Genomic DNA, 21,846 nt, shown 5'->3' with positions numbered 1-21,846 from the left:
TGGATTTTACTTGTAAGCGATAACGTAGAACGCCGCCGCGTTCAGGAGGACGCTGAACCAGCCGAGGTACCACATGCCCTCCATCGTGACCTGAACGGCCGGAACGAGCGCACCGAGAATGTTCAGGATGACCGCTAGGAGCACGACGACCGTCTCGACGTCGGTCCACTCCTCCGGCGTACTCTCGTTCGTGAGCCACGCCGTGATCAGCACCCCCATCGAGATGATGAAGGCGTACGTGATCTCCGTGCCGTGGGCGGCATAGAGCGCGTCATTGAGCGACGCGTTCAGCGGCGCCGAGAACTCGAGCGTGCCGACCGCGCCGATCGAGAACGACGCCAGGACGAACAGCGGAGCGAGCAGGCTGTCTGTAAGGTCGATACCGTCTTCCCGACGTACCGTATCGGGAACGTACTTCGCCGGTAGGCTGAGTGCCATCCCCGCTGCCTGCTTCCCGCCGCGACGAAAGTGTCAGGAAAACCGCCGGGGTCCATAGGGAAACCAGATAGTCACCAAGTTTTATGAGAAGTGGGGTTGCCCGCCGTGTATGGCACTGAACAAGTTGCGCCAGCTGGATCAGGACTCGGTCGGTATTACGCTCCCGAAGGACGATATCCGCATCGAAGGACTACTTGACGAGGATGGAACGCTCGAGGGCGATCACCACGTCCATATTCGGCACGTCGACGAGGGCGAATGGGCGCTCGAACTCGTCGATGGGCTCGACGTGTGATCTCGGTACCACTCACATAGATTGTAGTGATATTCTACTAGACTATCAACAAAGGGATTATATAATCCTAAAACAGTTTCTCGATTGATGGAACGAAGACAGTTCCTTGGTGGGGTTACTGCAGCAAGTATCAGTGCGATTGCTGGATGTACTGCTTCGGGAGGGCCAGAAGTTGGATCGATCGAACTAGTTCAACCTGAACCACGGGTGGTGTCGGTCGATCAAAACGATTCTGAATTCCTCAGTACGATTCACAATAGAGGATACGATGGGAGTGTCATGTTAGAACTGCATTATTTTAGAGATCAAAATGTACCTCAGCCGGAAGTGGCAAATCAGTTCGAAGATGCCAACTACGATGATCGTACTTTTGACGTCGCCAGAAGCTTCTTCTTTAGTGAAGACGAGCGGAGAGAAGTTTCGTTCGCACCGACCCGAGAACCGCCAGAAGAATGGGAAATGCCCGAGTATGGAATCTCTCCATTCCCCGCTTCCTACGGCGTTATAATCGAGAATAGCGGCAGTTCTGGACAGTTTGAAATAGAACTGACCTACAAAGATACGCTCGGATACGACCTAGAAGAACCTTCAAGTAAATTAGAATCAGTCGACTCGGACGAGCAAGTCGAAGTCCTATTTGATGTCATGATCCCAGGCGATGTAGAATACGAGATTTTTGCCGAACCCGCATAGAGCGGTGTTCGGGCAATAGAAACCGTCTACGTCACGACACCGAGTGACCGAGCAGCGTCCGCCGAAATGACGATGTACTTTTCGCCGAGTTCGACGCCGCCCCCAGCGACGTCGGCGATCAGCTCCGTCAGGTCCGAGAGATAGGTTCGGTTCCGGTCCTCTCGAATCGTGAGCGTGTCTCTTCCTTCGTGCTCGACAGCCCGGTTTTCGAGATAGGCGTACACGAACGTTTCCCGAACGTCGGCCGGTGCGTTCTCGAGGTACGACGGGAGTTCGAGTCGCTGTTGGGCTTTGGGCCCGACTGGAGCACCGAGCACGGCAAGCACGCGCCCCAGGACGATCCCGTTCTCGGTCGGTCGGATCTCGTCGGCCCGACCGTCGCGATCGCCGTCGACCTCGTAGTCGACGTTCGCGAGTTCGAGGGCGTCGAAGACGTGCGAATCCTCGCCGCGGTGATTGAGCGTAAACAGTGCTCGGTAGTTCTCCTCGGCGATCGATCCGCCCGAGAAGATGTTCGCGACGAGCGCGTTCAGGCCGGTGAACTCCGGGTCGTCGTAGTCGCAGTCGAGCCAGCCGTGGGCGTGGGCCGCTTCGATCGCTCGAACCGCATCGGGTGCGCCGCCGTCGTCGATCCAGGATCGAAGCCGCGATCGCGGCAGGTCCAGGGCGCTCGCGGTCGCGCCGGATTTTGTGTCGTGTTTCGAGGCGTACCTGGTGGCACGTCGATACTGCTCGACCGCTTCCCAGGCGTCAGGGTAGGCCCCGCCATCGTAGGTGCGCGCGAGTTCGCGGTCGGTTACAAAATCGGTCATGCTCGAGTCGTGTAATCCCATCAATATATTAGTTGCTTTCCGGTCTCATCCCTGATAATCGCAAGCCGTAGTCGACTTCAAGACCGCGCTGTAGGCCTTCTATCACTCACTGATTATCAACTCTGAAAGTCTTATCGGACATTATGATATTCACTATACTATGAATATATATGCAAGCAGTTTCGTCGTAACTAATAGCACCAAACGGCGGAAGGATGGAAGGGCGCTGTGGGTTGGCTGACCCCAATCCCCACATACGCATGTCACGGGTCCAGACTCGAGACGATAATCCTTGCGACCGTTCACCGGTGCGGAAAACAACAATGTTCGACAAACTCGGAAAGAAACTCCTCGGAAACGAGGAGGAACGTGCTGTATCGCCAGTGATTGGCGTCATCCTCATGGTGGCCATCACTGTGATCCTCGCAGCAGTGATTGCTGCGTTTGTGCTGGATATGGGCGATCTCGACGAGACTGCGCCGAATGCGCAGTTCGATTGGGAACTTGATGCTGCGGGGGATAATATCGAAGAAATTACACTCACGAGTGGAGAAGATGTAGAAACGGCCAACATCGAGATTAATGGAGATGATGTTGATACTGCGTCAGATGGTACTGCTGATATAACTGGCAATGATCAAACATGGACTGCTGGCCAAACATTGGTATTGGATAGCCCTGATTCTGAGGTGACCATTACCTGGAATGCTGATGGCAGTTCCTCGATTATTGCCGAAGAAGAGGTCTAACAATGAAGCACGGTTTTGATCAATACGCAGCAAAGCTCGTCGGCAATAAGGACGAACGGGCTGTATCACCAGTTATTGGGGTCATTCTCATGGTTGCGATAACTGTTATTCTGGCGGCTGTGATTGCTGCGTTCGTGCTAGATATGGGAGACCTCAATGAAAGTGCACCAAATGCACAGTATGACTGGGAATCGAACGGTGACAATACGGTAGTCACAGTAACTCATACCAGCGGAGAGGATATCGACCTGAGTAACATCGTGATTAGAGTTACCGGTGAAGCAGGTACGGACTCGGCTGAGTTTGATAGTACGGACTTTACAGCAGGTGATGAGATCACGTTCGAGAACGATGCCGGTAACGACGAACTGAGTGTTAGTGGTGATGCCTCTCTTCCAGCTGGAGAGGACCTACACAGTGCAGTTACAGATACGGATGAAATTGAAGAAGTAGTCTTCACGTGGGAATCTGACGGCTCCTCGTCGATTATTGCTGACTACGAGACTTAACTGCTCCACCACTATAATATATTTACCATTTCACCAACCAATAGTTGGCTATATTACAATTCATCAGAATTTATTTCACCTGTAAGATAATTCTGGCCCTTATCGGTAATCTGATAAAGTCCACGATCCTTATTGTAGTAGTCTACAAGTCCACCTTCCTGCAATGCCCGGAGTCGACGTCTGACGTGAGAAATTTTATAGTCGATATTTGCTTCAACGGTGGCCGGATTCGCCACAAGTGGTTCGTTCCCTTCGTTCAGTAAGAACTCGAGGATCGCATCGTCAGCTCGCGTCATCCAGTCCACCCGTGGCCGTCGCATTTGAGTACTAAATCACATAGCAGCGTGATAGCTATCGTGGTACCATCGTGTTTTTGTATCGTTTGCATCACTGCAGTGCATTGTTCAATGCACTAATTTGAAGTACCCGCCGTTCCTCGGTGAGCACAACGGAAGCCAGTCGGACCCGCCGGTACCCGGTCGGGTCCTCGAGAAAGCACGCGGACCCGGTGTTAGGGGCACCGGCCCGCCTGGCTCCCGTATCTACGGTACGGAAGCATGACAGCAAACGATCCCGCGGGGAATAAAGACCTCGCTCGAGCGCATCGATCGGCCCGACGCCCACGGCCCACGACGGGTTCGGAAGTTGGGTTCGGAAAGATCGGAAACGGCGGAGTGCCGCCGAGACCGGTCTACGAACGTGTTATTCACGGGATTCTGAGTTTCGGAAACATTGGAACCGATGCTCTGACCATTAAGACGGCTGACTCGAGAGGGTACATTACGCCGACGGACAGCAGCCGCACGCGCCCCAGCTCCTACACAACGGCGCGTGCGGTCCGTCCGCGGTCCCAAGAACACTGAGACCATGACAAGCGAGACACGCAACCACGGTAAACGTACTGGATACTGTAGCGATAGTGAGCGCCCACAAAGCGAGCCGACGAGTTCCGAACTCGCCGCCGAGTACGAACGGGTTCGCGAGCGCGATCTTGAGGTTGCGGGTGAACGGTGAGCCAGAACCTCGAGCCGATCGATCCGCGAGAAGCGCTGGAGTTGTGGCTCGACCGATTGGAGTCGACGCGCGCCGACGAGACGCTCTCGAGCTACCGATATCGGATCAAACCGTTCGTGCAGTGGTGTGACGAGGAGGGAATCGACAACCTCAACGATCTCTCGAGTCGCGACATCTTTCGCTTCGACTCAACGCGACGGGCGGAAGGATTGGCCGTCACAACGCTGAACACGCAACTCGGGACGCTCAAGCAGTTCATCCGCTTTTGCGAACGGATCGACGCGGTTTCGGAAGGACTTCCGGCGAAGGTCGAAGTTCCCTCGGTCGAGCTGGCGGATCGCGTCAACGACGAGCTGCTGTCCGCCGACCGAGCCGAGACGATTCGCGGGAAACTCTCCCGGTATCAGTACGCGTCGCGACGGCACGCGATGTTCGAACTGCTGTGGCACACCGGCTGTCGCCTCGGTGGGCTCCGTGCGCTCGATCTCGGTGACTGCTTCTTCGAGCAGTCGGACCTCGAGCGGCTTCGTCACCAGGACGACATCGAACGGGACGCCCTCGAGGCGGTCGAACTGCCGTTCGTCTACTTCCGGCATCGCCCGACGACGCCACTGAAGAATAAGCGCGAGGGCGAGCGGCCGGTGGCGCTCGATCGGGAGGTCGTCGATCGCGTCCAGGAGTACATCGACGTCAACCGCGTCGAGCGCGTCGACGCGAACAACCGGCGGCCGCTGTTCACGACCGAGAAGGGTGACCGGCCACGCGTCTCGAAGTCGAGTATCCGACGGGAGATCTACATCATGACTCAGCCCTGCAGATGGGCCGGGTGCCCGCACGGTCGCGACACTGCGAACTGCGAAGCCCTGGAGCATGGGCTCGAGGCGCGGTGTCCCTCGAGTCGATCGCCTCACCCGATTCGAACGGGTGCGATCACGCACATGCGCGACGAGGGGTGGCCGCCGGAAGTCGTCGCGGAGCGAGTGAACGCTACCCCTGAGGTAATCAGGGAGCACTACGACCATCCCGACCCGATTCGGCGGATGCAGTCCCGCCGCGAGTTCCTTACGGAGGATTCAGAATGATTACGACAACGATTCAGTACGACGTGCGTAGAACGGGGATTGCTGACCTCGGCGGTCCCACTCGAAATTTTCTAAGTGTTCAACTCTTAGCGGCTCATACCCCTGAGAGTGACGTCAGCGGCGTTTGGAGGTGGCCGTGATGTCGGCAGAATCATTCACACACTCTGCCGACGGTACGTGCCTTCACTGCGGCGCCCACGTTTCGAACCGGTTCCGGCGCGTCTACGGCGACAATGGCGACCGTGCCCACCGCTGTAGCGAGTGCGATACCTACGCTCAGCTAACCCGCGGTTCGGCCGCTAGTGTCGACGTCCCGATTCCAGATCCGGAGACGTCGCCCGGTCGGCGGGGAGGTGAGGCCGATGTCTGAGGGGAAGTTCGTCCCGGTGAGCCAGCTGTATCTCGTCGAGAGTCAGACCCCATAGCCCATCCCGCTGAACAGGCGACCGATGAGCAGGTTCGGCGGTCGCTCGAGCAGCGCGAGATTCGAGTCGACGGTGGACAGTCCTCGAGCGCGACGATCTCTCCCTCGAGCAGCCCCGAGGGATCGCCGAGACGCTGAGCACTCACCTTCGAGAAGAGCGTACTCCACTTCTGCTGACGGGGACTGACAACCGGCTACGAGGATTCGAGACGGAGCCAGAAGACAGATGCCGGGGAGACTGTTGGATGATTTAATGACCCGGTACTGTCGATCGTGCTGCATGGCCGTCTGGAAAACTGAAGGACGATACCGCTGTCTGCAGTGCGGCGATCTCGAGTGGGTGGAGACGTTCGCTTCCAACACAAACTGCGACCGTAATCGGGCGCCGGCAGACAGTAGTTAGAAACCGTCTGCGATAGCTCTCGTCGCCTGTGGCGTCCCTCGATGGCCCCGCACCGTACCGCTGGAGCAACGGGAGCGATGACGCCTTGTACATCTCTCCGTTGATTATCGTGGTCCAGCCCACCCGTACGGACGATAGCCGACGAAACAGTACCAGCCGTCCGCTCGCCGGATTTTTCGTCGTAGTTGCGATGGACCTCGAAGGTTCCCGGCTGACCGTCGCTGTGCTCGAGCGGGTTCCCGCCCTGCTTGATCCACTCCGTGAGGATGCCGTAGTCGGGTTGACTGCCGCAGCCGGAACGAGCGCCGCGGGCACGTTCAGCAGCACGGCCGGGTGTACGACGGTCTCGACGTCGGATCAGTCCTCGGGCGTCCTCTCGTTCGTGAGCCACGCGATCACGAGTACCCCGATGGAGATCAGGAACGCGTCGGTGATCTTCGTACCGTGGACGCTGTACAGTGCGTCCCTGAGCGCAACGTTCAGCGGCGCAGAGAACCGAAACCCCCGACCGCGTCGATCGAGAACGACGCCAGCACGAACGACGGCGTGAGCAGGCTGTCTGTAAGGTCGATCCCGTCCTCCCGACGTCCCAACCAGGCACGCCTGCCCCCGAATCGATACGTCCGTTATTCTACACCGTACCGAACGTTTGGCCAGATATAACCGCGTGGAGTGCTTCGATGTCGGTGACGGAAGTTAGACGGACCCACCGGTATCTGTCGGGTCCTCGGAGAAAACACGCAAACCCGTTCTGAGGGGCACCGGCCCGCCTGGGTTCCGTACCACGAAAGCCTGACGGCGAACGATCCCCCGCGGGAACGGTCCCACTCGAGACCGACGCCCGCACTCTCCGACGGGTCGGAAATACTGGTGTCGATGCGCTGGCCAGGAAGACGGCTGATTCGAGTCACTACGGAGCGCCGACGGACGGGAGCCACAGGCGCCCCAGTTTACAGTTGTGCGTGCAGTTCGTCAGCGATCCCCGACTACTGAGACGCGACGAGCACGCAACCCGTATCGGACGCTGTCGAGATAGCGACCGCCCTCGAGGCACCGAGTTCCGAACTCGACTCCCGGCGGCTGCAAGACGCCGACCTGCAGGAAGACGCCGAACTACTCATTTCATGTTCAATCACTACCAGAAAATCCCCGTACTACGGACACAACAGGAGCAGCGACGCACACCGTATGCCAGGCCCGGTAACCCTCCGCGTTGCCATCGAAAGCACTTGCACACGAGGGCCGAACCCGTATTCAAATTTGCCCCCTCCGTTCGAGCAATGACATCTCTCGACTGTGACCGATTTGATTGCCGGAATATGCGAGTTATCGACCGTGGAGACTTCTGACGACCGATGAGCACGGAAACCAGACTTAGCGGCGACGTCGTCACCGATTTTGCGACCAAGTACGGCCTCGCGTTCGTGATGGTCGCCAGCTACTTCGGCTCGGGGTCGGTGTTTATCGCGAGCCAGGCCGGCGTCATGCACGGCTACACGCTCCTGTGGGCCGCCGTCGGCGCAGCGCTGCTCGGCTTTATGGCCCAGGACATGAGCGCACGACTCGGCATCCACGGGACGTCGCTGATGATCTTCGTCCGCGAGAAACTGGGCCGGCCGCTCGCGCTCACGATCGCACTGTTCCTCTCGATCGGCTGTATCGCCTGGACGCTCGGCCTCGTCGCCGCCGTCGGTGCGGGCGTCTCGTTCCTGACCGGCGGCGCCGTCGCCTGGCAACCCATCGCCGTCGTGGCCACCCTCGGCGCGATCGGCGTCGGCCTCTTCAACTACAACAAGGTCGAGAACCTGATGATCGCGATGATGCTCGCACTGCTCGTCGTCTACGTCGCCGTCGCCCTCCCCAGCGGGGCGAACCCGGGCGACGTCGCGCTCGGCTTCGTTCCGACGACGGCCTCGATGGGCGCGCTCGTGATGGCCGCCGGCTTACTCGGGACGACCGCGCTGTGGCCCAACTTCTTCCTCGAGTCGATCCTCGTCGAGGAGAAGGGCTGGACGAAAGAGAGCGACGTGATCGATGCCCGCCGTGACCTCGCGATGGGGTACGCCGTCGGCGGCCTCGCGACGATCGCGATTCTGATCGTCGCCGCCGCGGTGCTCCGACCGATGGGCTTCGAACAGCTCGACTCCTTCTTGACGCCGGGCGAGGCGCTCGTCGACGTCTTCGGCACGTGGGCGATGGTGCTGTTCGTCGGCGGCGTTACCGCCGCGGCGTTCAACAGCATCATCCCGATCATGTGGGCGCCCGCGTACATCATCCCGCAGGCTGCGGGCTACGACGTCGACCAGAGCGACCGCCTCTTCAAGATGCTGTTCGCCGGACTCACCGGCGTCGGAATTCTCTCGCCGGTCGTCAGCGCGACGCTCGACCTCTCGGTCGTCGACATGGTGATTCTCTTCCCCATGTACAACGGCATCTTCGCGCTCCCGATCGCCACAATCTTGCTGTTCTGGGCGGTCAACGACCGCGGGACGATGGGCGAGTACCGTAATGGCAAGAAGCTGAACGCTGTCAACGCCCTGCTCGTGCTGCTGGCGGTCGTCCTCGCCGCGCTCTCGATCGGAGACTTCATCGAACTCATCACGACCGGCGGGTTCTAACCGCCGGCGACCGAGCGCGGTAGCCGACCGTCCGCTCGGAGCTGCTCTTCCTCGAATCGACCCGGACCAGCCGGCCACCGCCACCGTTCCGGCCGAACTGTTCCGCCACCGCTCCCGTCGACCGACTCCGCCACAGCCACTGCCACCGGTGATCAGCGGATTTATCGGGTCCCGATCCCGATACATCGGCTATGACGGTCGTTCTCGCCGGCGTGGGTGCGGACAGCACGAACCTCGGTGCCCTGGGACCGCTGTACGACGATGGAACCTTCGAGTACGTGCCGATTCCCGAGAAGACCCGTGAAACGGCCGAAACCGAAACGCTTGGCTCGTGGCCGCTTCGGGGAGACGACGGGATCGCCGCCGATCTGACGACCCGGATCGAACCCCAGCCCGTCCGCGGCGAGGAAGAGCCAGTCTCCGGCGACGACCTCGAGTCCTGGCCCCTCCACCACGACCCCAACTTCGAGGCGCTGACCTACGGCGAACACCGGACCAGCGGCTACGTTTCGCGGCTGCGCGCCCTCGAGCCCGGCGACGTCGTCGGCTTCTACGCGGGGCTGCGCCGGCCGGACGGCGACCGGGCCCACCGATACCTGATCGGCTACTTCACCGTCGAGGAGGTCGCGGTCGTCACGCCCGAGATGCCACTCGAGGAGCGACGAGCGATCCTCGAGGCACATCCGGACAACGCCCACGCCAAGCGCGCTCGAGAGGGCGATCTCTACCTCGAGAAGCCGGTCGTCATCGTCGACGGTCGAGAGCCGGGCGGGCTCTTCGATCGGGACCCTATCCGACTCAGCGACTACTACGTGCGAGAGGGGAACGTCCAGGCCCAGTACTACCTGCGCGAGGAGATCGAGTCCGCGTGGGACGTCCGCGCCGGCGGCGCGAACATGATGTTCAAGCCGGCCTACCGCTGTGGACTCTCCGGCGAGCGCTTCCGCGAACTGGTCGGAATTCCCGGGGAGCGAGAGACCGCCCACGCGGTCGTCGACGACTGAAGGTCATCGCTGCCTCGCCGCGTCCGATCGATCGGTTTCATGTAGTGACAGATCGAACGACTCTGGCAGTGACCGACGACACGACTTCGCGACACGACCGCGTCCGGTCGCATCCGACCCGCGGCGCATCCAACTCGCTCGCCCACTGGACCAGTGCTCGCCACCCGCTGCGGGTCGCGATCAACTACATTATCGTCTGGCTCGTCCGGGTCTCGCCGAGCCTCCGCCTCAAGCGTTGGCTGCTTCGCCGGATCGGCGTCACGGTCGGCGAGGGCGTCTCCTGGGGGCTCGAGGCGACGCCGGACGTGTTCTGGCCCGACCTGATCACGGTCCACGACCACGCGATCGTCGGCTACGACGCGACGATCCTCTGTCACGAGTTTCTCCAGGATGAGTACCGGACCGGCGAGGTCATCGTCGGCGAACGGGCGATGATCGGCGCGGGTGCGATCGTCCTGCCGGGAGTCGAGATCGGGGCGAACGCGAGCGTCGCGGCCAACTCGCTCGTAACCCAGGACGTCGAACCCGGCACCACGGTGGCTGGCGTACCCGCCCGCCCGATGAACAGCGACGCGTTCGAGGAGAAGAACGGCGACTCGAGCACGGACGACTACCGCGGCGAGACCTGAAACTGCGGAAAATGGTGCGGTGAGCGAAGCGACGTTACAGTGAGGACCAGGACTGGCGGGCCCGGTTCCAGGAAGTGAGATCGGCGATCCAACGTGCGGCGATGAGCTTCTTCAGCTTCTGGGCCGGGAAGCCGCCGAACGTGTCGACGGGCATGGAGATGCCCATCGCGGGTTTGACGTCGTGGGCGACGGCTTCCTCGCCGACGGAGACGACGGTCCCTTTATCTTCGTGCTCCCAGGTCTTCAGGGGACGGTTCTCGATGGCGCGGCTGATGTTCTCACCGGCGACATCCGCGGCCTGCCAGGCGGCCTGTGCGGTCGGCGGCGCGGGCTGGTCGCCCTGGTCGACGATCGCCGAGTCGCCGACCGCGAAGACGCGCTCGTTCGAGGTCTGGAAGTTCGCACTGGCGTTGACGCGGTTGTGCTCCTTCTCGACGTCGGCGCTGTCGAGTGCGTCGCGACCCGTGATCCCGCCGGTCCAGACGAGCACGTCGTGTCCGAGAGGATCGCCCTCGTCGAAGTGGATGACGTCGTCGTCGGCTTCCGTGATCGGGTCGTCCGTGTGAATCTGGACGCCGGCGTCCTGGAGCAGGTCGCGCAGCGCCTGCTGGATCTCCGGATCGTTGCCGGGGAAGATCTCGTCGAGCGCCTCGACGAGGTGGATCTCGAGCGGTGCACGGTGTTTGTCGCGGAACTCCGCGATCTCACCGGCGGTCTGGATGCCGGACAGGCCGGCGCCGCCAATCACGATCTGTGCCGGATCGCCGCGCGTGGCGTCGCGGCTCGCCTGCTTGACTGCCTCGTGGATCTCGAGTGCATCGTCCAGGCTCTTCAGCGTCAGCGAGTGCTCCTCGAGACCGGGGATGCCGTAGTAGGCGGTCTGGCTGCCGAGTCCGACGAGCACGTAATCGTAGTCGACGTCGTCCCTGTCGGCGAGTTCGACGACCTGCTCCTCGGTGTCGAGTCCCGTGACCTCGTCCTGAATGAACTGGGTGGACGGCTCCATGATCTCGTCGACCGGAATCGTGATGTCCGAACGGACGTTCGGGTCACGGATCACGCGATGAGACTCGTGGAGGACCAGGTGATAGTCGACGTCCGCGATCCAGGTTAGCCGCGCGTTACCCTCGAGCTCCGATTGGAGCTTTTTGACCGCACCAGCACCGGCGTATCCGGCACCGAGCACGACGACGTTCTCTGTCATACCACACACTCCGAAACACTCCGATACAAAGGTGTTGAAACAGGAACCTGGGTGTGAGCGGTTGTCACAGGAAGAAACTGCCGCGTTCGTCCGGCGTCGTGTCGCGAGCGATCGTCGCTACTGAACGACAGTGCACACCTAATCGCTTGCGTCGCTCACGGGTCGTTCCTCCCCGTTCGCGTTTCGCGGTTCTCACTCACTTCGTTCGTTCCGAACCGCGCACGTTCCGAACCGCGCACGTTCCGAACCGCGCTCACTCCGAACCGCGCTCACTCCGACCCGCGCTCCCGTCGTGGAATCGGTGTGGAAGCCGTTTCAGTCGCCACTACCGAGGATCCGCTTTCCGAACGCACTCGCCGTGAGTTCTGCCGCGAGCGTCGCCGTCTCGTTTCGCTCGTCGAGAATGGGGTTTACCTCGACGACGTCCATCGACCGGAGGACGCCCTCCTGGTGGTGACGGGTCGAGACGGTCTCGAGCGCCGAGTGCGCCTCGCGGTAGGTGACGCCGCCGCGAACGGGCGTGCCGACGCCGGGCGCGGCCTTCGGATCGAGCCAGTCGAGGTCGAGACTGACGTGAATTCCGTCGGTTCCGCTCGTCGCGATGTCGAGTGCCTCCTCGACCACGCTCGTGATCCCGCGCTCGTCGATGTCGGACATCGTAAAGGCCGTCATCTCGCTCTCGCGGACGAGTTCACGCTCGCGCTCGTCGATACTTCGCAGGCCGACGTAGACGACCGACTCCTCGCGGACGGCCGGCGCGTGTGCCCACTCCAGTTCGCCGAAGGCTCCCCGTCCGAGTGCTGCAGCGAGTGGCATCCCGTGAACGTTGCCGCTGGGTGAGGTCTCGGGCGTGTTGAGATCGGCGTGCGCGTCGAACCAGATCACGCCCAGTTCGCCCGTCTGCGACGCTCCGCCCATCGATCCGATCGCGACCGAATGGTCGCCCCCGAGGACGAGTGGGAACTCGTCGTCCGCGATCGTCTCTGCAACCTGGGTCGACAGGCGCGAACAGACGTCGCCGACCTCCTGGAGGAACTTCGCGTTCCCCTCGCTGGGCTGTGACGCGTCGGGATCACGCTCCTCCGCGCGCGGCATGAGCAGGTCGCCGGAGTCGACTGGCTCCACGCCCGCGTCCGCTAGCTCGTCGGCCAACCCCGCGTACCTGATCGCCGACGGCCCCATGTCGACGCCACGACGGTTCGCCCCGTAGTCCATCGGCGCACCGATAATCCGAACTGTCTGTCCCATACGCTGTCATCGACGGCTACCGTTTTGGTCGTGCTGATTCGCTCGCGTAATCGACGGCGATAGGTTTAGGGTTAGACGGCTCTAAATCCGATCGAAATGATGCTGAGCGACGTGATGGAAGACTATCTCAAGGCCATCTATCAGCTCCAGCAGAGCACCGACGACCGAATCAAGACGTCTGCGATCGCCGACGAACTGGACGTCACGTCGCCGACGGTCACGAGCATGCTCGAGAAACTCGAGGATCGCGGGTTCGTCGACCGCAAGAAGTACCGCGGTGTCACCCTCACCGACGAGGGCGAGACGGTCGCCCTCGAGGTGATTCGCCATCACCGCCTGCTCGAGTCCTACCTGACCGAGCACCTGGACTACGACTGGTCCGAGGTCCACGAGGAAGCCGACCGCCTCGAACACCACATCAGCGAGGATTTCGAGGCCCGCGTCGCGGCCGCCCTCGGTGAACCGGAGGTCGATCCTCACGGCTCGCCGATCCCGGGCGCCGACTTGGAGCCGCCCCAGCGCCCCGACGGCAAGTCCGTCACCGAGTTCGACGAGGGTGACGTCGTCGTCGTCGAGGAGGTCGCCGACCGCGACCCGGAGATTCTCTCCTACCTCGCCGAGCACGGCGTCGAACCCGGCGTCGAACTCGAGATTCTCGAGGTCGCGCCGTTCGGGATGGTGACGGCCCGCTCGAGCGGACGGGACGCTGAGGTTTCGCTCCCCGAGTCCGTCGCCCACCACGTCCGCGTCGCCCAGCCGGCGGAAATCGAATCGTAGCGTCTTCCATCCTCGAGCGATCGCGTCGCCCGGTTTACCTAGATCGAATCTAGGGAGAGGCCTGTTGGCAAGATATATATTTAGACGCGTCTAATCTCCTGGTAATGCAACGAACTCGGAGTCTCGCCGTACGGGTGGTCACGGGATGATCGATCGATCGATCGACGACTTGCCACGCTGGCTTATCGCGATCGGGCCGGTTCTCATCCTCGGTACGGTCTTCGCGACGCTCTATCTCACCTCGCCGTTCGGCGATCTTTCCGGCGCAAGCGAGGCGAGCACGCTCGAGATCGTCTGGATGCTGACGGTGATCGGTGCGATCGCGGGGATCATCCCCGTCGCGATCGGGATGCTCTGGTTCCCGTTCATCCGGGATCTCGACCCGCGATATCTGCACGCGTTCCTGGCACTCGCGGCCGGCGTACTCGCGTTCATCGCCCTCGAGATGACCGAAGACATGATCTTCGACTACGGCGTCAACGTCGAGAGCACGGCGCTCCTTGGCACGACCGTCGACGGCGCGGTGCTCGCCGCCACCGCGGCGATTCTCGGTGTCGGCGGGACGTTCGTCGTCATGTACCTCGCGAGCGAGTGGCGCCAGCGGAAGATGGCCTCGACCGAGAAGAATGGCCTCGAGATCGCGTATCTCGTCGCGCTCGCGCTCGGTCTCCACAGCATCGGCGAGGGTCTGGGGATCGGCGTCGCCTACATTCAGGAGGACGCAACGATGCTCATGCTGCTCGTGCTCGCGTTCATCATGCACAACGTAATGGAGGGGCCGACCGTCGTCGCCGCGGTCGCCCGCGAGCGCGAGACGCCGCCGCTTCGACACTTCGCCATGATGGGCGTCATCGCCGGCGGTCCGGTCATCCTCGGCGGCTGGATCGGCAGTTTTGCCCAGTCGAATCTGCTCGCCGTCCTGTTCTTTGCCATCGCGATCGGCGCGATCCTGCAGGTGCTCATCGAGGTCGGCGATCTCATCCGATTCGACGCCGAGGCCGTCCTCACCCGGACGAACGCGGCAACGTTCTCGTTCGGCTTCGCTCTCATGTTCCTGCTCGAGGACGTCCTCACCGAGATCCTGCTGGAGGGGTGGCTCATCCCGGTTTGATCACCTTACCACCGGCGAATATCGGCGAACGATCCGACTCAGGAAACAAAACTCCTTACTACGGCCGATTCTAACGACGAATACACGACTTACCACCCGGCTCACCCGTCGGGTTTAAGGAAATCAATTACGAAGAATACAGCATGTCATCAATTGAACTCACCCCCAGCCAGAAGAAAATACTACGTGCCTTGACAAATCTCCACAAGGAGTCCGAGGATGCGATCAAAGGCGAGGATATCGCCGAACAGGTAGATCGCAACCCTGGGACCATCCGAAACCAGATGCAGAGCCTCAAAGCGCTCCAACTGGTCGAAGGCGTACCCGGACCAAAAGGTGGCTACAAGCCAACCGCCGCCGCCTTCGAAGCACTCGAGATCCAGCAGATGGACGACCCCGCCTCGGTCCCCCTCGAGCACGAGGGCGAGGCCGTCGACGGCGTCATCGTCGAGGAGATCGACCTCTCGAGCGTTCACCACCCCGAACTCTGTCGCGCCGAGATTCACATGCAGGGCTCGGTCGACATCCAGGAAGGCGATGCCGTCACCGTCGGCCCGACGCCGCTCTCGAAACTCGTCATCGAAGGGACGCTCGACGGCAGGGACGACACGAACAACATTCTCATTCTGCGGATCGACGACATGATCGCGCCGGCCGAGGAACCGGACCACTGACCGGCTCGGCTCTCGACTAGCCGTTCTACTCTCGAATCGGAGAACGACGAAAGAGGACGGTGATCAGTCCGATTCGACGGTCTCGTTCTCGTCGGCCACGGAGGCCGCTGGGAGTACGTCGACGCTAGCGACGGCGTCGCCGTCTTCGACCTCCATCACGATCACGCCCATCGTGTTCCGGCCGACCGACGAGACCTCGTCGGCACGCGTCCGGACGATCTGTCCGCGCTCGCTCATCAGCACGAGGTGGTCGTCCGGATCGACCGCCTTCACGGCCGTCACGGGGCCGTTTCGGCCGTCCGTCTTGATGTCGATCAGTCCCTTGCCGTACCGGGACTGCGTGCGGTACTCCGAGAGCGGCGTCCGCTTGCCGTATCCGTTTCGGGTGACGGTCAGCAGCGCCTGTCCGTCGTCCTCGTCGGTCGCGACGAGTCCGGCGACCGCATCGTCGCCTGTGAGTTTGATCCCGTTGACGCCGCGGGCATTGCGACCCATGGCACGAACCTCGTTCTCGTCGAAGCGGATCGTCATACCGCCCTCGGTCGCGATCACGAGATCCTGAGAGCCGTCGGTCACCTCGACGTCGACGAGTTCGTCGCCCTCCTCGAGGTCCGCGGCGATGATTCCCGTCGAACGGATGTTATCGAACTCTTCGCCGGCGGTTCGCTTGACGTAGCCGTTCCGGGTGGCCATCGTCACGCACTCGCCGTCGCCGAAGGCGTCGGTGTCGACGATCGCCGTGATGTCCTCGCCGGCCTCGAGATCGAGGATATTGACCGCGGACTTGCCGCGAGCGGTGCGGCCCATCTCCGGGATTTCGTAGGTCTTCAGCTGGTAGACCTTGCCGTGGTTCGTAAAGCACAGCAGGTAATCGTGGGTGTTCGCCCGGAATACGGAGGCGACGCGGTCGCTTTCCTTGACGTCCGCGCCGATGATCCCCTTGCCGCCACGACCCTGGGGGTCGAACTGGTCGATCGGCATCCGCTTGACGTAGTCGTCCTCGGTCATCACGACGACGACCTCCTCCTCGGGGATGAGGTCCTCGTGGGTGACCGTTCCCTGGTCCTCGATGATCGAGGTCCGGCGGTCGTCTCCGTACTCGTCTTTGATCTCGCGAAGTTCGTCCTTGATGACCGAGAGCAGTTCCGACTCGCTCTCGAGGATCTCCGTCAGGCGTTCGATCTCGGCCTGGACCTCCTCGTACTCGTCTTCGATCTCGGCGGCCTCCATCGACGTGAGGCTGCCGAGTTGCATCCGGACGATGTGCTGGGCCTGCTCCTCGGAGAAGCCGAACTCCTCCTGCAGGCCGGCCCGGGCCGCGTCGCGGTCCTCACTGTTTCGGATCAGGTCGACGACGTCCTCGGCGTTCTCGACGGCCTTCAGCCGGCCCTCGAGGATGTGTGCCCGTTCTTCGGCCTCGGTGAGGTCGTACTCGCTGCGCCGGCGGACGACCTCGCGGCGGTGGCTGACGTACTCCTCCAGGGTCTCCTTGAGCGAGAGCACCCGGGGCTGGCCGTCGACCAGCGCGAGGTTGATGATGCCGAACGTCTTCTCGAGGTGGCTTTCGAGGAGTTTGTTCTTGACGACCTCGACGTTCGCGCCGCGTTTGAGTTCGATGACGACCCGGACGCCGTTGCGGTCGGATTCGTCGCGCAGGTCGGTGATTCCTTCGAGTTCGCCCTCGTTGACGTCCTCGGCGATTCGCTCGACGAGGCGGGCCTTGTTGGCCTGGTAGGGAAGTTCGGTGACGACGATTCGCTCGCGTCCCGCCTTCCACTCCTCGACCTCGAACTCGGCACGGACGCGGACCCGTCCGCGACCGGTCTTGTACGCCGAGTAGATGGCGTCGCGACCGACGATGTTCGCGCCCGTCGGGAAATCCGGCCCCTTGACGTGGTTCATCAGGTCCTCGACCGTGGCGTCGGGGTTGTCGATCAACTCGATCGTCGCGTCGATCACCTCGCCCAGGTTGTGCGGCGGAATGTTCGTCGACATCCCGACCGCGATCCCCGAGGAGCCGTTGACGAGGAGGTTCGGGAACGCCGCCGGCAGCACGTCGGGCTCCTGCAATCGATCGTCGTAGTTCGCCGAGAAGTCGACCGTGTCCTTGTCGATGTCGTCGAGCAGTTCCTCGGAGACGGAGGCCATCCGAGCCTCCGTATATCGGGGTGCTGCGGCCGGGTCGCCGTCCATCGAGCCGAAGTTCCCCTGGCCGTCCACGAGGGGATAGCGCATCGAGAAGTCCTGGGCCATCCGGACCAGGGTGTCGTAGATCGCGCTGTCGCCGTGGGGGTGGTAGTCACCCATCGTCTCCCCGACGATCGAGGAGGACTTGCGGTGGCTCGAGCCCGAACTCACGCCCATCTCGTGCATCGCGTAGAGGATGCGCCGGTGGACGGGTTTCAGGCCGTCCCGGGCGTCCGGGAGGGCTCGGCCCGCGATGACGGACATCGCGTAGTCGATATAGCTCTGCTCCATCTCGTCTTCGATCCGGACGGACTCGATCGATGCCGCCTCGATGTCCGTCGGATCGGGTACTTCCGAACTCATGCGTACGTAGTCACCTTCTCTCGTAGTTGCGTAATCGTCTGCATTCGCTCCCCTATATGTCGATCCACTCGGCTTCCGGCGCGTTCTCCTTGATGAACTGCTTGCGCGGTTCGACGGCGTCGCCCATCAGCACGGAGAACATCTTGTCCGCCGCGGCCGCGTCCTCGACGGTGATCTGCTTGAGAATGCGGTTGTCCGGATTCATCGTCGTCTCCCAGAGCTGTTCGGGGTTCATCTCGCCCAGTCCCTTGAACCGCTGAACCTGGGTGGGATTGCCGTCGCACTTCTCCTCGACGATCCGGTCGCGTTCCGCGTCGGTCATCGCGTCGTACGTCTCGCCGCGGTAGCGGATACGGTACAGCGGGGGCTGGGTCGCGTAGACGTAGCCGCCCTCGAGCAGCGGCCGCATGTGTCGGTAGAAGAACGTCAGCATGAGGGTCCGAATGTGGGCCCCGTCGACGTCGGCGTCGGTCGCCATGATGATCTTCTTGTACCGGACGTCGTCGATGTCGAACTCGTCGCCGATCCCCGCGCCGATCCCGGTGATCATGCTCCGGATCTCGTCGTTCTCGAGGATGCGATCGAGTCGGTGTTTCTCGACGTTCAGGATCTTCCCCTTGATCGGAAGCACCGCCTGGAACTCCGGATTCCGGGCCTGTTTCGCGCTGCCACCTGCGGAGTCACCCTCCGCGATGAACAGTTCGGCCTCGTCGGGATCTTTCGTCTGGCAGTCCGCGAGTTTGCCCGGCAGCGAGGTGGAGTCGAGCGCCGACTTCCGACGCGTGAGCTCTTCTGCCTTCTGGGCGGCCTTGCGGGCCTTGGCGGCCTCGACGGCTTTCATTACAATCGCCTGGGCCGTATCCGGCTGTTCCTCGAAGTAGGTGCCGAGACGCTCGTGCATCGCGCTCTCGACGATCCCTCGAACTTCGGAGTTCCCGAGCTTGGTCTTCGTCTGGCCCTCGAACTGCGGGTCGGGGTGTTTGACCGAGATCACCGCGGTGAGCCCCTCGCGGATGTCCTCTCCCTTGAGGTTCTCGTCGATGTCACCGAGCAGGTCGTGCTCGTTGGCGTAATCGTTGACGACCCGGGTCAGGGCGGTCTTGAACCCGGTGAGGTGCGTCCCGCCCTCGCGCGTGTTGATGTTGTTCGCGAAGGCGTGGATCGAGCCCTGCAGGTCTTCGGTGGCCTGCATCGCCACCTCGACCTGGATGTTCTGGTCCTCGTCCTCGAAGTAGATGATATCGTCGTGCATCACCGAGCGCGTCTCGTTGAGATACTCGACGAACTCGCGGATGCCGCCTTCGTACTCGTAGGTCTCCTCGACGTACGTGCCGTCTTCGGTCTCCTGGCGCTCGTCGCGGAGGGTGATACGAACCCCCGAGTTGAGGAAGGCCAGTTCGCGAAGCCGGTTCGAGAGCGTCGAGAACGAGAAGCCGAGATCCTCGAAGATGCCGTCGTCCGGCCAGAACTGGATCTCCGTCCCGGTCTCTTCGTCCGGCTCCATATCGCGAACCCGCTCCATGTCGCCGACGGGTTCGCCCGCTTCGAACTCGTGGTGGAAGACGCCACCGTCGCGCTTGACCTCGGCCTCGAGTCGCTGTGAGAGTGCGTTCACGACGCTCACGCCGACACCGTGGAGCCCACCGGAGACCTGGTAGGACTTGTTGTCGAACTTGCCGCCGGCGTGGAGGACGGTAAGAATCACCTCGAGTGCGGGTCGATCGTACTCCTCGTGGGTATCGACGGGGATTCCACGGCCGTCGTCTGCGACAGTCACCGAGCCATCGGCGTTGATGGCGACGGTGATGTCGTCACAGTGACCGGCGAGGGCCTCGTCGATCGAGTTGTCCACCACTTCGTAGACGAGGTGATGGAGCCCCCGAGTATCGGTAGAACCGACATACATCGCTGGGCGTTTTCGTACAGCTTCCAGGCCCTCCAGGACCTGGATCTGTCCGGCGCCGTACTCGCTTTCCTGGGACATGAGAAACCTGCTTTCGGGTAGCGCTTGACCATTTATAAAACTTCGCGTACGCGCGCGAGCGAAACCGAAAGCCAGAGCAAGGTCCCCGAACAAGCGTGTCTGGAGAGAATTCGTTCTCGACCACGTAACTCTCGTTTCCGATCTGATTTTCTCGGTGACATATGCCATCTCAAGCTCGCCTCTCAAACAGGTCCGCACCGTTCGTTCCGACAGATCCGCCACAACAGCCTACAACGACCGTTCGCTGGTCGGTCGCTCCCGATGTCGGATAGCGCTCGGGTCCGGAAGCGGACTCGGGTCGAGCGATCCGACCCTGGCGCGGTTTCGGAGTATCCCTATCCATGCAAGAAACCAGTTCTGTCGCTGACGTCTCGTTTCACAAAGCGAAAGGAATGGTCCATCAGTACGGGCTCGGCCTCCTGTTCGCGGCGAACATCTTCGGAGCGGGATCCGTCTATATTTTGACCGAGGCGGGCGTTCTGTTCGGGTTTGGCCTGCTCTGGGTGTTGCCCCTCGGACTCGGCGTCGGACTCGCCATGCACGAGATGTCCGCTCGTCTGGCGGCGGCGGATTTACCGCTGATGAACTATATCAGAGACGTCATCGGATCGACGGCGGCGAAGCCGTTCGCGATCGGTATCGCGTTCATCATGCAGTTCTGGAGCGTCGCGAACTACGCGCTCGCCGGTGCCGCGCTCGTCTATCTCACGCCGCTGACGAATCTCTACATCGGGATCATCCTCTCCGCGGCGCTCGGGATCTCGCTCGTCGAACTCCGGGTGTACAGTCGAATCGAGGGCGTCATCGCCGCGCTCGTGCTCGCGATTTTCGCCTCGTATCTCGTCATCGTCGCAAACCTGGAGCCGTCGGCCGGCGCGGTGGCGACCGGATTCCTCCCCGGTATCGTTCAGGAGATCGAATACATGACGATGATCATCGCCCTGCTCGGGACGACGGTCTACTACCCCAACTTCTTCATCCAGACGAGCATGAACGGCGAGAAGGACTGGGATATCGTCTCCCGCTACCGTCGCGATCACACCGTCGGTCTCACCGCGGTGATCGCACTCAGTGTGACCGTAATCGTCGCCGCGGCGATGGCGGTCCCCGAAGCGGAGCTCACATTCACGGCACCGGCCGAGCCGCTCGTCGACTTGATCGGCCCGTGGGTGCTGGGCGTGTTCGTCCTCGCGGTGGGCGCAGCCTCGTTCACCAGCGCGACCGGAACGCTGTTCGCCGCCGGGTTCATGGTTCCGCAATCGTACGGGATCTCGACACAGTTCGGCGACCTCCACTTCCGGCGAACCGTCCACTTCCTGATCGGCCTCTCCGCCGCCCTCGCGATTCCGATCCTCGCGTTCACCGACTTCACGCCGGTTAGACTCGCGCTCTTGATGCCCGCAGTCAACGGCGTCATCGGGCTTCCGATCACCGCGCTCGCGCTGTACGCGGCCGTCAATCGCTACTTCGATCCGAGCCTCGCGGAACGGGCGATCTTCCTCACGGCTGTCGTCCTGATGTTCCTCACGTCGATCGTGACGGGACAGTCGCTCGGACACTCGATCGTCGAACTCGTGTAGCCGAACCGCTCTCGAGCGGCAAACAACAGCGTTAGGAGTTCCGGGACG

20 protein-coding genes and 1 pseudogene are annotated in these 21,846 nt (G+C 61.8%); 13 read left to right on the top strand and 8 right to left on the bottom strand.

Going from position 1 to position 21,846, the window contains the following annotated elements; genetic code table 11:
- Positions 1–6: 6 nt before the first annotated feature.
- A complete protein-coding gene (locus CV102_RS16555; RefSeq protein WP_148859119.1) occupies positions 7–438 on the bottom strand; it encodes a hypothetical protein in 432 nt (143 codons plus the stop codon).
- Positions 439–547: 109 nt separating this feature from the next.
- On the opposite strand from CV102_RS16555, the gene CV102_RS16550 reads away from it, so the two are divergent.
- Together CV102_RS16550 and CV102_RS16545 are read left to right on the top strand one after the other, a co-directional pair.
- Complete coding sequence (locus tag CV102_RS16550; protein ID WP_148859118.1) at positions 548–733, top strand: hypothetical protein; 186 nt, start codon at positions 548–550, stop codon at positions 731–733.
- 87 nt (positions 734–820) lie between these two features.
- Positions 821–1,426, top strand: coding sequence for a hypothetical protein (locus CV102_RS16545; RefSeq protein WP_148859117.1), 606 nt, complete (start codon positions 821–823; stop codon positions 1,424–1,426).
- Positions 1,427–1,452: 26 nt separating this feature from the next.
- On the opposite strand, the gene CV102_RS16540 is transcribed toward CV102_RS16545, so the two are convergent.
- Positions 1,453–2,238: a hypothetical protein gene (locus CV102_RS16540; RefSeq protein WP_187433004.1), complete on the bottom strand. Its 786-nt coding sequence runs from the start codon at positions 2,236–2,238 to the stop codon at positions 1,453–1,455.
- 323 nt (positions 2,239–2,561) lie between these two features.
- Here CV102_RS16540 and CV102_RS16535 point away from each other — a divergent pair, with 323 nt between their 5' ends.
- Together CV102_RS16535 and CV102_RS16530 are read left to right on the top strand one after the other, a co-directional pair.
- Entirely contained in the window at positions 2,562–2,987 is a 426-nt protein-coding gene (locus CV102_RS16535; RefSeq protein ID WP_148859115.1) for a type IV pilin N-terminal domain-containing protein, read from the top strand.
- A 2-nt stretch (positions 2,988–2,989) separates the two neighbouring features.
- Positions 2,990–3,496 (top strand): type IV pilin, encoded by a 507-nt coding sequence (locus tag CV102_RS16530; protein ID WP_148859114.1) that lies wholly within the window; start codon positions 2,990–2,992, stop codon positions 3,494–3,496.
- Positions 3,497–3,549: 53 nt separating this feature from the next.
- Here CV102_RS16530 and CV102_RS16525 read toward each other — a convergent pair whose 3' ends face one another.
- Positions 3,550–3,792: an ArsR family transcriptional regulator gene (locus CV102_RS16525; RefSeq protein ID WP_222863702.1), complete on the bottom strand. Its 243-nt coding sequence runs from the start codon at positions 3,790–3,792 to the stop codon at positions 3,550–3,552.
- A gap of 714 nt (positions 3,793–4,506) precedes the next feature.
- On the opposite strand from CV102_RS16525, the gene CV102_RS16520 reads away from it, so the two are divergent.
- Together CV102_RS16520 and CV102_RS26660 are read left to right on the top strand one after the other, a co-directional pair.
- Positions 4,507–5,592 (top strand): tyrosine-type recombinase/integrase, encoded by a 1,086-nt coding sequence (locus CV102_RS16520; RefSeq protein ID WP_148859112.1) that lies wholly within the window; start codon positions 4,507–4,509, stop codon positions 5,590–5,592.
- A gap of 139 nt (positions 5,593–5,731) precedes the next feature.
- Positions 5,732–5,962 carry a DUF7563 family protein gene (locus CV102_RS26660; protein ID WP_148859111.1) on the top strand — a complete coding sequence of 77 codons (231 nt, stop codon included), beginning with the start codon at positions 5,732–5,734 and terminating at the stop codon, positions 5,960–5,962.
- Positions 5,963–6,704: 742 nt separating this feature from the next.
- On the opposite strand, the pseudogene CV102_RS27150 reads toward CV102_RS26660, so the two are convergent.
- A pseudogene (locus CV102_RS27150) lies at positions 6,705–7,012 on the bottom strand (hypothetical protein); the annotation flags it as partial.
- A gap of 762 nt (positions 7,013–7,774) precedes the next feature.
- On the opposite strand from CV102_RS27150, the gene CV102_RS16500 reads away from it, so the two are divergent.
- From CV102_RS16500 to CV102_RS16490, 3 genes are all read left to right on the top strand, one after another.
- On the top strand, positions 7,775–9,037 hold the full coding sequence (locus tag CV102_RS16500; RefSeq protein WP_148859110.1) for an NRAMP family divalent metal transporter: 1,263 nt from the start codon (positions 7,775–7,777) through the stop codon (positions 9,035–9,037).
- Positions 9,038–9,228: 191 nt separating this feature from the next.
- Entirely contained in the window at positions 9,229–10,041 is an 813-nt protein-coding gene (locus CV102_RS16495) for an Nmad3 family putative nucleotide modification protein (RefSeq protein ID WP_148859109.1), read from the top strand.
- Positions 10,042–10,103: 62 nt separating this feature from the next.
- Entirely contained in the window at positions 10,104–10,670 is a 567-nt protein-coding gene (locus CV102_RS16490) for an acyltransferase (RefSeq protein WP_233710716.1), read from the top strand.
- A 34-nt stretch (positions 10,671–10,704) separates the two neighbouring features.
- Here the strand turns inward: CV102_RS16490 and CV102_RS16485 are convergent, their stop codons facing one another.
- Both CV102_RS16485 and rocF read right to left on the bottom strand, forming a co-directional pair.
- Positions 10,705–11,874 (bottom strand): NAD(P)/FAD-dependent oxidoreductase, encoded by a 1,170-nt coding sequence (locus CV102_RS16485; protein ID WP_148859107.1) that lies wholly within the window; start codon positions 11,872–11,874, stop codon positions 10,705–10,707.
- Positions 11,875–12,189: 315 nt separating this feature from the next.
- Positions 12,190–13,122 (bottom strand): arginase, encoded by a 933-nt coding sequence (gene rocF, locus CV102_RS16475; protein WP_148859106.1) that lies wholly within the window; start codon positions 13,120–13,122, stop codon positions 12,190–12,192.
- Positions 13,123–13,218: 96 nt separating this feature from the next.
- On the opposite strand from rocF, the gene CV102_RS16470 reads away from it, so the two are divergent.
- From CV102_RS16470 to CV102_RS16460, 3 genes are all read left to right on the top strand, one after another.
- Entirely contained in the window at positions 13,219–13,899 is a 681-nt protein-coding gene (locus CV102_RS16470) for a metal-dependent transcriptional regulator (protein WP_148859105.1), read from the top strand.
- 145 nt (positions 13,900–14,044) lie between these two features.
- Entirely contained in the window at positions 14,045–15,010 is a 966-nt protein-coding gene (locus CV102_RS16465) for a ZIP family metal transporter (RefSeq protein ID WP_148859104.1), read from the top strand.
- Between the two features lie 143 nt (positions 15,011–15,153).
- Entirely contained in the window at positions 15,154–15,684 is a 531-nt protein-coding gene (locus CV102_RS16460; protein ID WP_148859103.1) for an Rrf2 family transcriptional regulator, read from the top strand.
- Positions 15,685–15,747: 63 nt separating this feature from the next.
- Here the strand turns inward: CV102_RS16460 and gyrA are convergent, their stop codons facing one another.
- Together gyrA and gyrB are read right to left on the bottom strand one after the other, a co-directional pair.
- Entirely contained in the window at positions 15,748–18,234 is a 2,487-nt protein-coding gene (gene gyrA / locus CV102_RS16455; RefSeq protein WP_148859102.1) for a DNA gyrase subunit A, read from the bottom strand.
- Positions 18,235–18,286: 52 nt separating this feature from the next.
- Positions 18,287–20,218, bottom strand: a complete 1,932-nt coding sequence (gyrB, locus tag CV102_RS16450) for a DNA topoisomerase (ATP-hydrolyzing) subunit B (protein ID WP_148859101.1) — start codon at positions 20,216–20,218, stop codon at positions 18,287–18,289.
- 341 nt (positions 20,219–20,559) lie between these two features.
- On the opposite strand from gyrB, the gene CV102_RS16445 reads away from it, so the two are divergent.
- Entirely contained in the window at positions 20,560–21,798 is a 1,239-nt protein-coding gene (locus tag CV102_RS16445) for an NRAMP family divalent metal transporter (RefSeq protein ID WP_148859100.1), read from the top strand.
- The last annotated feature ends 48 nt before the right edge of the window (positions 21,799–21,846 follow it).

The sequence above is a fragment of the Natronococcus pandeyae genome, from assembly GCF_008122205.1.
GTDB classification, from domain to species: Archaea; Halobacteriota; Halobacteria; order Halobacteriales; family Natrialbaceae; genus Natronococcus; species Natronococcus pandeyae.
This window is presented reverse-complemented; position numbering and strand designations above follow the sequence as displayed.

Coding starts and splice junctions, on each gene's coding strand:
- CV102_RS16445 (WP_148859100.1), top strand. CDS start 20,560: ATGCAAGAAACCAGTTCTGTCGCTGACGTCTCGTTTCACAAAGCGAAA.
- CV102_RS16535 (WP_148859115.1), top strand. CDS start 2,562: ATGTTCGACAAACTCGGAAAGAAACTCCTCGGAAACGAGGAGGAACGT.
- CV102_RS16470 (WP_148859105.1), top strand. CDS start 13,219: ATGATGCTGAGCGACGTGATGGAAGACTATCTCAAGGCCATCTATCAG.
- CV102_RS16465 (WP_148859104.1), top strand. CDS start 14,045: ATGATCGATCGATCGATCGACGACTTGCCACGCTGGCTTATCGCGATC.
- CV102_RS16540 (WP_187433004.1), bottom strand. CDS start 2,238: ATGACCGATTTTGTAACCGACCGCGAACTCGCGCGCACCTACGATGGC.
- CV102_RS16550 (WP_148859118.1), top strand. CDS start 548: ATGGCACTGAACAAGTTGCGCCAGCTGGATCAGGACTCGGTCGGTATT.
- CV102_RS16495 (WP_148859109.1), top strand. CDS start 9,229: ATGACGGTCGTTCTCGCCGGCGTGGGTGCGGACAGCACGAACCTCGGT.
- CV102_RS16500 (WP_148859110.1), top strand. CDS start 7,775: ATGAGCACGGAAACCAGACTTAGCGGCGACGTCGTCACCGATTTTGCG.
- CV102_RS26660 (WP_148859111.1), top strand. CDS start 5,732: ATGTCGGCAGAATCATTCACACACTCTGCCGACGGTACGTGCCTTCAC.
- CV102_RS16525 (WP_222863702.1), bottom strand. CDS start 3,792: ATGACGCGAGCTGACGATGCGATCCTCGAGTTCTTACTGAACGAAGGG.
- CV102_RS16555 (WP_148859119.1), bottom strand. CDS start 438: ATGGCACTCAGCCTACCGGCGAAGTACGTTCCCGATACGGTACGTCGG.
- rocF (WP_148859106.1), bottom strand. CDS start 13,122: ATGGGACAGACAGTTCGGATTATCGGTGCGCCGATGGACTACGGGGCG.
- CV102_RS16460 (WP_148859103.1), top strand. CDS start 15,154: ATGTCATCAATTGAACTCACCCCCAGCCAGAAGAAAATACTACGTGCC.
- CV102_RS16545 (WP_148859117.1), top strand. CDS start 821: ATGGAACGAAGACAGTTCCTTGGTGGGGTTACTGCAGCAAGTATCAGT.
- CV102_RS16485 (WP_148859107.1), bottom strand. CDS start 11,874: ATGACAGAGAACGTCGTCGTGCTCGGTGCCGGATACGCCGGTGCTGGT.
- gyrA (WP_148859102.1), bottom strand. CDS start 18,234: ATGAGTTCGGAAGTACCCGATCCGACGGACATCGAGGCGGCATCGATC.
- CV102_RS16530 (WP_148859114.1), top strand. CDS start 2,990: ATGAAGCACGGTTTTGATCAATACGCAGCAAAGCTCGTCGGCAATAAG.
- gyrB (WP_148859101.1), bottom strand. CDS start 20,218: ATGTCCCAGGAAAGCGAGTACGGCGCCGGACAGATCCAGGTCCTGGAG.